The organism is Spirosoma profusum, from assembly GCF_014699005.1.
GTDB classification, from domain to species: domain Bacteria; phylum Bacteroidota; class Bacteroidia; order Cytophagales; family Spirosomataceae; genus Spirosoma; species Spirosoma profusum.
Map to the genome: position 1 here is coordinate 40,127 of NZ_JACWZY010000006.1, position 11,426 is coordinate 51,552.

The following is an 11,426-nucleotide window of genomic DNA, read 5'->3' on the forward strand; positions in this document are numbered from 1 at the left end:
TCGGTCAGCTACCAATCTAACCACATCTACTATGAGAAACTGCTACGTATTACGTATTATTCTGTTCAGTTTTCTGACTATAAATGGTTCGGTGGCTGTGGCTCAGGTGCCTAAATCACTCGATTCATTGGAAACGTATGTTAAAACGCATACGTCTCCCGACACCAACTATGTACAGGCAATCATCAGTCTGGCGTATGAGCTGAGTACAAAAAAAGCAGCTCACCAGCGCGCTGATTCCTTATTGCAGATTGCCGAAAAGGTATCTGTTCAGTTGGACTACGGACGGGGAGTGGCCCGCACCTATAACAACATGGGCAATACCTGCTACCTGACCAACCGACCAAAAGAAGCATTAGGGCATTTCCAGAAAGCACTGAAAATAGGAGAAAAGTACAAACTCCATCCCCGGACAATAGCCCTGACCTTGTCCAATATCGCCATAGCGTATTCCAAATTAGGGCAGCCCGATAAGGTGGTTGAGATTGAACTTCAGTCGCTGCAACTACAGAAACAATATAACCTGAAGCCGCTTCCATCCAGCTACGAAAACATCGGCCACGCGCTGAAGCGGATGAATGAACAGAAAGAAGCTATTGACTATTACCAACAAGCCCTTGCCATAAAGAGAACAGCCAATAACCCCTACGGGATGGCCATTACCGAGCACAATATTGGTCGCTGTTATGATGATCTGAACCAGGAGATGCCCGCCATAAGCCACTACAAAACAGCACTTAATTACATACTTGGCTCTGATTATGAACTACTAAGGGCTGATATTCTGGGTAATATTGGATTAGCCCTGCGGAAAGAAAAACGTTTTCAGCAAGCGAAACCTTACCTCGAACAGTCACTGGCAATTGCTATTAAACAGAAAAACAATGAATCAATAGGTAGCGGCTACTTCAGCCTGGGCCGATTCTATGAAGAAATCAAAGACTATAAACAAGCGGAGCAGTACATGAAAAAAGCCCTCGCTCTGGCTAACGGAGATGACGATAAAGCGAATATTGCCTTGTATACTCAGGGACTGGCCGACCTCTACGGGGGTATGAAAAACTTCCAGCAAGCCTACGTTTTCCAGCTCGAACGAAACCAGCGCATGGATTCTACCACGGCCATCCGCACCAGCGCCGAAGTGCAGCGGATGGTGGCCAAATACGAAACCGAGAAAAAAGAAGCACGTATCAAACTGCTTCAGCAGGAAGCCAAACTAAATCAGCAACAAGCCGAGCGCACTAGCTTCCGCACCAATGCGCTGCTTATCGGAGCTGCTCTGCTGTTGCTGTTAGGCGTAGCCGTGAGCGCCTGGTTGCTAAATCGGGCCAAAGTCCGGCGGCTGGAAGAAGCTCAGCAACTTCGTAAGCAAATCGCTCATGACCTTCACGATGAGGTGGGCAGCACCCTCAGTAGTATTTCCATGCTCAGCGGCCATACTGATACGTTGCTTCGTCAGAACCAGCCCGAATCGGCTCAGAAAATGGTGCAGAAAATCTACTCCGACGCCCGTCAGATTCTTGAATCAATTGACGAAATCATCTGGACAATCAATCCGAGCAATGATACGTTGCACCGCATCGCGTTACGCTTGCAGGAGTACGCCCAACCCCTGATGGAGTCGAAAAATATCAACTTTACCTTCCAGGTTGACCCAACTTTAGAGGAAACGCCTATTTCGATGGAGGTACGACGTAGTTTATACCTGATTGGTAAAGAAGCGATTAATAATTTAATCAAGTACTCACAAGCCACACAGGCAACGGTGAAATTTGAACGTAGTGATACCCAACTACGGGTGCTGATTGAAGACAATGGGCAAGGTTTTGATACGTCCCAACAAAGTGGGCGAACGGGCCAGACCAGCATGAAGCAGCGTGCACAAGCGATGGGTGGTTTGCTGGAGGTACGTTCAGTGCCGGAGCAGGGGACACAGTTGGTATTCACTACGTCATTAGCCTGATCCAATGAAACACTACCGACGCTACGTATTAAGTTTGATTTTGAGTCAGTTACTGGTTGTGGTGGCTCGGGCACAGCCTACTGCTACGTCCGTTTCCGACTCGCTGCTACGTTACCTGCAAACGGCAAAACAGGACACGAGCTACGTGCGGGTAGCCAACGAGTACGCTAACAGGTTAATTAATTTTGTCGACGACTTAGCCAAAGCCGATTCGGTGCTTCGAAGTACGGAACGGTTAGCTAAACGATTAAACGACCCGATGGGGTTACAACGCGTTTATTTTAATCGTGGGCGTTATTGGATGCGTTCCGATGAGGGTAATCTTGCTCCTTCCATACAAGCCTTTGAGAAAGCTCGTCAACTTGTTCTGGATGCTCATTTGCCGCCGGGCGAGTTGCAGCGAAATCTATCAGGACTTGGTCAGGCATATTTCTTCAATAATCAGTTTGAAGTATCGCTTCGCTACTATTTAGACGCGATTCAGCTCACGGAGCGATATAAATTAAATGAGTATGTTACGTTGGCATACAGCGGGGCGGGTGAAGTACTGAGAACAATGGGCCGGGAGCAGGAAGCCAAAAAATATGCCCAAAAGGCGTATGAAGTAGCCCAAACCGACCGTGACCGTTCGATGCGCCTGCGAGCCGAACTAACAATCGCTTATTATTACAAAGGACGGAGCGATAGTCAGCAGGCTTTGGTGCATTTCAGAAAAGCACTCACTTATGTTGATCAATATGCAAATAGAACGATAAAAGTGTCGCTGTGGGGTGATCTTAGTAATTTTTACAGGGCAACAAAACAGTACGATTCCGCTTTCCATTACCTGGAAATTGCCAGGCTGTATTGTCTTCGAAATGAAGTAAGTCTGGGGGCAAAACTCTGGATTAATACCTGTCTGGGGAATTATTATCAGGATACACGCAACTACGTTCGGGCAGAAGCTTCTTTTAGGAAAGCCTGGCAGATTGCCAATCAGTATAACTGGGCACTTGAAAAGAAAGAAGCCAGCGAATCTTTAGCAAATCTTTATGCCCAAACCAATCAATTTCAGAAAGCTTATCGATTTCAGGTTTTGCTTAGCCAGTTAAACGACTCGCTGTTCTCAAACCAATCCGCTCAGAAGATCCGGGATCTGGAAACCCGACACCAGATTGAGAAACGGGAAACGCAAATTAAACTGCTCAACCAGCAAACGCAGAATGCTCAATTTCAACGTAATGCCTGGATCATAGGGGCAGCGTTATTGCTTTTTTTAGGGATTACGATCAGTGCCTGGTTGCTGAACCGGGCCCGACTCAGGCGGCTTCAGGAAGCGCAGGCGCTACGTCAGCAGATTGCGCACGATTTGCATGATGAGGTAGGTAGTACATTGTCAAGTATCTCGTTATTGAGTGGCATGGCAAAGGGATTGATCGCCCAGAACCGTCCGGAACGTATTGAACAGGCGATTCACAAAATCAATACCGACGCGCGTCAGATTCTCGAATCAGTTGACGAAATTATCTGGACCATCAATCCCGGCAATGATACATTGCACCGCATCGCACTACGTTTGCAGGAGTACGCCCAACCCCTGATGGAATCTAAAGACATCGATTTTGACTTTACAGTCGATGCTACGTTGGATGGATTTCCGGTACCGATGGAGGTGCGTCGGAATTTGTATCTGATTGGTAAAGAAGCCATTAATAATCTGGTGAAATATTCGCATGCGATGAAGGCTACGCTACGTTTCGAGCAACAGAATGGGCAGCTTAAGGTATTGATCGAAGACGATGGGCAAGGATTCGACGTAGCACAGCCAACCACGCGGACCGGCCAAACCAGTATGCAGCAACGCGCCACAGATATGGGCGGTACGTTGGCTATCCAGTCGACGCCGGGGCTGGGGACCCGTTTGCAGTTGGTCGTTGGCTTGTGAGGTCATACGTTTATCCGATTTACTGGCGTCAATGGTTACCCTATTTTTGTCTAATTGTAGTGTGCAGATTCCCACATAATTATGATACGTGTTTCCATTTTTGATGATAACAATTCTCTGCGCGAAACGCTGGGGCTAATTTTCGAAGCAACCGACGATCTGCTTACCGTCGGGAAGTATGCCGATGCCCTGCACGTAGTGGAATACGTCCGGCAGGACCAACCCGATGTGATTCTGATGGACATCGATATGCCTGGTCGGACAGGTATTGAAGCCGTCAAGCTCATTCGCCAGCAGACGACTAAGCCTAAAATCCTGATGCTGACGGTTTTTGAGGATGTCGAACGCATTTTTGCGGCTATCTCGGCCGGAGCGGTGGGCTACCTGCTCAAAAAAACACCCGCCGACAAAATCATGGATGCTATCCGGGAAGTAAAATCGGGGGGAGCCGCCATGACGCCTTCCATCGCTCTGAAAGTGCTGGAAGCGTTTCATCAGCCCAAACCCAATGATTTTTTGCTGACCGACAAGGAAAAGGAAGTATTGCAGCGGCTGGTCGAGGGCGACAGTTACAAACTTATTGCGCACCATTGCGGGATCAGCATGGGTACCGTGCGCACGCACATCGTAAATGTTTACGAAAAACTGCACGTCAACTCGAAGTCGGAAGCCGTAGCTAAAGCCCTGAAAACCGGGCTGTTCAAGTAATGGATTTTACGTCCACACCGATAATACAGCACATGAATACATCTGTCCGATTCGCAGTGACCATACTACGTGGCTTAATCGTAACGCTATTATTTTCTGCTGTTCTTTCCGCTCAAACCACATCATATACGCCCGCCCAAATTGAACGAGTGGCCAAACTTTCGGAACTATACGGTCACATCAAGTTTTTTCATCCGTATCTCGGTTACAAACCCATCAACTGGGATTCGGCCTTTGCGGCAGCGGCTCCGCTGGTTGCACAAGCCAAAACCGATGAAGAAACGATTGCGGCCATCCGTCAGCTGCTCGCCGTCTTGAACGACGACGTAACGACAGTTTCACTAAAAACCAAACCGGTGAGCAGCACAGCAACCGGCGATACAATACAGGTATCGTTCGACTCCGACAGTACGTTGGTATTAAAAATGAATGGCTACGGGGGCGTGGCCGATATAGAGCCGTTCATCGACAAATTGGGCTACTTCGCCAGCCAATTGTCCAAAGCGCGGTCGCTCCGGCTTGATCTACGTAGTGCCCGACCCCTCAGTGAAATGGAACTGGAGGGATTCCGCTTTGTATTGGATTACGTTGGATTGGCCCGCGTGCTGTCGACGGAGCCGTATGCGACACCCGGTATGCGTCGGCGCCAACACAGCGGGTTCGCTACCGAAGGTGGAGGAACGAGTGAATATTGGTCGGGATTTTATTTGCGAAGCGGGCAGTCGATTCAGCCTCGGGCGTCGGCGAAAAATCGTCCAGTTACGTTGCTGATCAACAAAAATGCAGCGTTACCTCCTGCGTTGTACGCCCTGAAAAATCGCCCACACGTTACGTTGAAGAGCGACGATACGTTGACCGATGCGCAGTTGGCCAGCACCGTTACGTTCTCGTTCAGTGAAAACATTCAGGTGAAGTTCCGTACTGGTGAACTGGTTAATCCAGATGGGACGCTGGGCGTTAAAAGCCTGCCTGCACCGTTGCCCGTCGCCCCTCCACCGACCAAATATGCTGCCGATAAATACCCTACACTGGGTAACCGTCTGCTTGCGGGCGCTAAAATCTGGTCGGTCATTAACTATTTTTTTGCCTACAAAGGCTTGATGCCAACCGACTGGAAAGTCAATCTGCGCACGGCCGTTGGGCAATTGGCTGCCGCCCAGGACTCGACAACTTATGCCATTGCGGTGGCTAAGTTTTACCGGAATATTCAGGATAGCCACGGCTTCATTAACGCAACTCCACTACGTTATTATGCCGGTGCAGGCAGTAGCCTGATCGACATTCGGTTTATTGAGAACAAACCCGTTATTACGCAGGTCTGGACTGATTCGGTACGTAGCAAAGGCATTCAGATCGGCGACGTGCTTACGGAAGTGAACGGCGAAACGATTACGGAACGTATCGCCCGCATGGCTGCCATTCAGCCCGCGTCGAACGAGTGGGTTCGCCAGCGCGAACTTTCCTGGCGACTCATCCGTGGCCCTGTAGGAAAGCCTATTCGATTGAAATTGCTCGGTGCTGATGGTCGCGAAAAGAACGTATTGATCACGGCTCAACCTGCCAATGAACTACGTCTCCCGAATGATACGTCGGCTGTGTACAAGTTGTTACCAGGTAACATCGGTTACGCGCACATGGGGCGGCTTCAGACCAAGGACGTAGCAGGAATGTTTGAAAAGTTCAAAAACACCAAAGCAATCATCTTCGATATGCGCAACTATCCGCAGGGAACCGCCTGGACGATTGCGCCTTACTTAACCGATAAACGTAACGTAGTGGCCGCTCAGTTTTTCCGTTACGCACCTAATGCGCCGGACATTCTCGCTGGCGACTCTGAGAATGCGACACAGAAATATTTCTTCAGCCAGCAGATTCCACCCAACACGGGACAGCCAGTTTACAAAGGCAAAACGGTGATGCTTATCGACGAACGTACTCAGAGTCAGGCTGAACATTCGGGACTGTTTTTCGAAGCCGCCAACGGTACGGAGTTCATCGGTAGCCCCACCGCTGGTGCCAACGGCGACGTAACGAGTTTTCAGATTCCGGGTGGTATTGGCCTGACATTCAGTGGTCACGACGTGCGCCATGCCGACGGGCGGCAGTTGCAGCAGGTTGGTTTGCAGCCCAAAATTCTGGTTCGCCCAACGATTAAAGGCGTTCGGGCGGGTAAAGATGAGGTGCTTGATCGGGCGATGCAGTATTTGCAGACGGGCAAGTAAGTACGTTTAAACTATAATTAACGCATGAAACAAGCTTACTACGTATAGTTAAAGGCTTGGAAATCGGTGCCAATTCTTGACGCTGATAATACAGACTACTCCATCAAGACCCAAAACTTCCGACTCATGCAAAAAAAACTACTACATCTTCTGACAGTTGGACTGTTGGTCGTCCAGCCGTTGTTTGTCCGCGCTCAGATGGGATTTAACTCTCCGGTGGGTCTGACACCCAAACAGGACATCGAAATGTATAGCCGGAATAAGTTTCAGGTGCAGACAAACTACAGGCTTACCACCGATCCGGTTTCTGGTACGTACACGATGAATTGTACAATCCAGACAATTGAAACAACAACCGGCGTATTGCTTGATCCGGGCGGTGCCGGAAACTACCCGGCCAGTTTTACCTGTAGCACATCAATATACGATGATGCTAATGTGACGGCGGGTTACGAACTGACCTTCGAGCTTCTGAACACTGAAGCCAATGGAGATTCGGTCATCATCGAAGATGCGTATGGCGGGCGGGCTGCCTACTCGGGTAATGTACACCCCACTTCGGCGCTGTTAGTGCCCGGCTACGGGGTAACCGTTACGTTTAAATCCGACAATGATACGAACGTAGGGGCTGGATTTCGGCTGCGCTGGCGTCGTTTATATCAGGTTGATCCGGGTAATTATGATCCACTTGGTTCCGGCTTAGTATATGATATTACCAAAGCATCTCTGGTCAGTGGTTTCCATGGCTTCTCTACAATTCCTCAGGCTGGCTACGCAAGTTTTATAACTGGGTCTCAAAATAGTGCTAAGGGCGTAGGTGCCACAGCGTTAGGGCTTTTTCAGTTTGCCAGTGGCAATTATTCATTTGCGGTAGGTTATAGCAATGTAGCGCTCTTGCAGGGTTCGATTGCTATGGGTGAGAATAATCGAGCCAGTGGATCTAATAGTGTAGCAATTGGTGAGAATAATATAGCTAGTGGTGGGGCTGCGGTAACCATAGGAGAGTCAAATACCGCCAGCAGCACGGGGGCTTTGGCGCTGGGTTATAAAAGTATTGCCAGTGGAGGCTTCTCCGTTGCTTTAGGAAATGCGGCTTCTACCAATGGTTTTACCGGTGCATTCGCAGTTGGGGATGCCAGTACTTCGACAAGAGTAACCAGCACAACTGTCAATCAATACACATCTCGATTCGCCGGGGGCTATCGGCTGTTCACTAATTCAGCTACTACGGTTGGCGTGCAGTTGGCCGCGAATGGCAATGCCTGGTTGTCAATCTCCGACTCGACCAAAAAGGAACGCTTTCTGCCCATCGATCACGCTGATTTACTGACTAGTATCCGCACGCTACGTCTGGGCACGTGGAACTACAAAGGCCAACGTAGCGAACGGCATTACGGCCCAATGGCGCAGGATTTCTTCGCCCGTTTCGGACGCGATGCGCTGGGTACTATCGGCTGTGATACGTTGCTCAACAGCCACGATTTTACGGCCGTTACGTTGAGTGGAGTTCAGGCGCTGGCTCTGGAAAATGAGCAATTGAAAGCCCAGATTCTCGAATTAAAACAACAGGCCGAACGCGAACGAAAGCAGACCGCAACCCGACTGGAAGCTCTCGAACGGGCACTTCTGATTCGGCCTTCGCAACGCGTGACCCAGGACAGTCGGCGTAAGAAAAACCGGTTGTAAAGCAGTGGTTTTGTCATGCTGACGAAGGAAGCATGACAAAACCACTGCTCATCTGAAAAATTATAAACAGACCCTTAAATCAATGGTCCAAGGTATTTCTAATTAGCCTCTCTTTATAGACTGACCTTTATTTATACTACTCAATGAATCCACATTTTCGCCTTCTCTTTAGCGGACTGCTCACCTTTCTGGTTGGGTCAGTTGACGCGCAAACGCCCTGTTTCACCCCCCAAAGCCTGCCACCTACTTCACTGACTATTGCCGGTCTGCCCAGTAATGGTCCCGTTTATGTATCGACCGGCGATCTAAACGCCGATGGCAAGGCCGACCTTGTCGTTAGCAAAGGGAACCAGACCTTAGCCGTATTGCTGGGAAATGGGTCGGGTGGTTTTGCGGCTCCGACCAACGTGACTACCATCCACAATAGTCAGTTTACGGGTTTAGCTGACCTCAACGCCGACGGTCGACTCGATATCGTCTCCATCGATTTCGGTACACATACGGCTAACGTATTACTGGGTAATGGCTCCGGCGGTTTCGGGGCTGCTACGTCAGTGACTCTGAATGGTTCTAGCACGTCGGCAGCACTGGGCGACGTAACGGGTGATGGTCGGGTAGATATCGTAACGGGCAATTCCGATGCGCAGGGCATCAGTGTTTCGTCGGGTAATGGTTCGGGTGGATTCGGGGCGGCTGTTACAACAGCTTTCAACGTAACGAGCCCAATTATCGGGTTGGGCCGAATCGATAACAATACGTCACTCGACGTAGTGATTTCCAGTAGTAACAGTAACTACGTTCTGCGAGGGCTGAACAACGGGACCGGTACGTTTAACTTCACCAGTGGAGCGTACGCCGTAGGCGACGGCCCCTCCAATCCTGTTCTTGCTGATGTGAACGGCGACAACTTCAACGACCTGCTGACCGCCAATACAAACTCGGCGAACCTGACCGTGCGGCTCAACAACGGATCGGGCGGTTTCGGCACTACAACGAATTATGACGTTAATAATAATCCGTACTTTCTGACGATGGCCGACATAAACGGCGATACATACCTCGACGCGGTGATCGCCATGCGCGACGCTGGCAACGTAACGATCAAACTTGGCAATGGGGTGGGCGGTTTTGGCGAGTCGCAAATTTACGCTACCGAACAGGGTGGTTCGGCCCCGCCGATGGTAGTTGCGCCCGATCTGACAGGCGACAATCGACCCGATCTGGTTACGCCGAACGCTAATGGACTGGGGCTGGGTGTGTTACTGAACAATGGATACGGAAGTTTCCTCGGCTACAACACCGTCAATTCAACTACCGCCATCGCCATCGGCGATCTGAACGGCGACCGACGGCCCGACATTGCCATAATTTCGTCATTCAACGTCCGCCTGCTGATGGCTAATGCAAATACTACCTACGCTCCGGCCATTGCGCTGGCGGTATCGGGCAGTCTGACCGACATCGGTATTATGGATGTAAACGGAGATGGAAATAATGATTTATTGGTGACTAAAAGTAATGGCACCACGACAAACGGCGAATTACTGACCATGCTGGGAGCCGGAAATGGTACGTTTGCCAATCCTACCAGCCTGGCCGTTGGTCGCGACCCAACAAAACTGTTCATTGCCGATGTAAACCGCGATACCCGGCTCGACGTAATGGTATTGAACGCCAGCAACAACTCAACATCCGTATTCTTAAGATCGGGTTCGGGATTGGCATCGCCTACCACTGAGGCAAGCGGTAATGGCAACCTTGATTTATTGGCCGTCGATATCAATGGCAACGGGTCCGTTGATCTAATTACCCTGAATCAAGCGAATGGATCAATCTACGAGTTATATGGGAACGGCGATGGCACCTTTGGGGGAACAGTGACGCGCACTGTCGGGACGGCTCCCAACAAAATGGCGGCTGGGGATTTAAACAATGACGGACGGACCGATCTGATCGTAACGTTGCCCAACTCCGGTGAAATTTGTATTCTACAAAATACCGGCAACGTAGGAAACACACCAGCCGGGTCAGCTATCCTGATAGGTACAAATGTTGGCGTGGGTGGAACTCCGATGGGTGTGGAGTTGGCCGATTTGAACGGCGATGGTCGACTTGATATTGCTATAACGCAATTAGCGAACGATGCCGTAAAAATTCTGTACAACACAGGAGCCATGAGCTTTACAACTTCCACTACGTTGTCGACAGGAAAAGGCCCGTATATACTGAAAGTAAGACAACTGGCAGGTGACTCCCGCCCCGACCTGGTGGTCGGAAATACTGCCGACCGAACGCTATCCATCATCAATAACTGCACTACGTTCCCGTCGGTGAGCATCCTGCCATCGGCACCGCAGACTTATACGGCGGGACAGCCTGTTTCCTTTACGGCGGTGGCCAGTTTGTTTGCGCCCACGAACTATAACTGGCAAAGTCGCCCTGACTGGCCGTATGGCTATGCAAGTAACAGTACAGAGCCCATCAACGAAGAAATGGCACCTGGTGTGATGCAACCTACTACGTATACCATCACCGTTACGGCCAGCAACAGCCTGGTTTCAGCATCGGCTTCCAAGATTATTACCGTAGTTCCCGCTTTTCTTCAAACTGTGAAAAACGGTACGTGGACCGATCCAACAGTTTGGTCGGGCGGCTACGTGCCGCATGGGTATGAGGTCGTACGTATTGGCCATGAGATAGATGTGCCCGTAAAGCCTGGTAATGGCCCCAACTATACGCTCAAAGTAATTTATACGGCGGGCGGCAAACTGCGGTTCATGAACGGGGCACGACTCTATTTCGGGCCAGATTGATTGTATTAGTGTAAGTGTTTTTGTCATGCTGAGGCACGAAGCATCTTAACGTATCCGAACAAGCGAGCTAGGAAATCTCAAGATGCTTCCTTCGTCAGCATGACAAAAAC

6 protein-coding genes are annotated in these 11,426 nt (G+C 50.0%); all 6 read left to right on the forward strand.

The features are described 5' to 3' along the window. Positions 1-31 precede the first annotated feature (31 nt). Positions 32-1,963: a tetratricopeptide repeat-containing sensor histidine kinase gene (locus IC229_RS09140; protein WP_190886662.1), complete on the forward strand. Its 1,932-nt coding sequence runs from the start codon at positions 32-34 to the stop codon at positions 1,961-1,963. Positions 1,964-1,967: 4 nt separating this feature from the next. Then, entirely contained in the window at positions 1,968-3,887 is a 1,920-nt protein-coding gene (locus tag IC229_RS09145; protein WP_190886663.1) for a tetratricopeptide repeat-containing sensor histidine kinase, read from the forward strand. Positions 3,888-3,968: 81 nt separating this feature from the next. Beyond that, positions 3,969-4,595 (forward strand): response regulator transcription factor, encoded by a 627-nt coding sequence (locus tag IC229_RS09150; protein WP_190886664.1) that lies wholly within the window; start codon positions 3,969-3,971, stop codon positions 4,593-4,595. A 32-nt stretch (positions 4,596-4,627) separates the two neighbouring features. Continuing rightward, on the forward strand, positions 4,628-6,817 hold the full coding sequence (locus IC229_RS09155; RefSeq protein WP_190886665.1) for a S41 family peptidase: 2,190 nt from the start codon (positions 4,628-4,630) through the stop codon (positions 6,815-6,817). 126 nt (positions 6,818-6,943) lie between these two features. Further along, positions 6,944-8,503 carry a tail fiber domain-containing protein gene (locus IC229_RS09160; protein ID WP_190886666.1) on the forward strand — a complete coding sequence of 520 codons (1,560 nt, stop codon included), beginning with the start codon at positions 6,944-6,946 and terminating at the stop codon, positions 8,501-8,503. A 143-nt stretch (positions 8,504-8,646) separates the two neighbouring features. Then, a complete protein-coding gene (locus tag IC229_RS09165; RefSeq protein ID WP_190886667.1) occupies positions 8,647-11,316 on the forward strand; it encodes an FG-GAP repeat domain-containing protein in 2,670 nt (889 codons plus the stop codon). The last annotated feature ends 110 nt before the right edge of the window (positions 11,317-11,426 follow it).

Bases quoted from the DNA above. Each gene is read 5' to 3' on its own strand.
- IC229_RS09145 (WP_190886663.1), top strand. From the start codon at position 1,968: ATGAAACACTACCGACGCTACGTATTAAGTTTGATTTTGAGTCAGTTA.
- IC229_RS09140 (WP_190886662.1), top strand. From the start codon at position 32: ATGAGAAACTGCTACGTATTACGTATTATTCTGTTCAGTTTTCTGACT.
- IC229_RS09150 (WP_190886664.1), top strand. From the start codon at position 3,969: ATGATACGTGTTTCCATTTTTGATGATAACAATTCTCTGCGCGAAACG.
- IC229_RS09155 (WP_190886665.1), top strand. From the start codon at position 4,628: ATGAATACATCTGTCCGATTCGCAGTGACCATACTACGTGGCTTAATC.
- IC229_RS09160 (WP_190886666.1), top strand. From the start codon at position 6,944: ATGCAAAAAAAACTACTACATCTTCTGACAGTTGGACTGTTGGTCGTC.
- IC229_RS09165 (WP_190886667.1), top strand. From the start codon at position 8,647: ATGAATCCACATTTTCGCCTTCTCTTTAGCGGACTGCTCACCTTTCTG.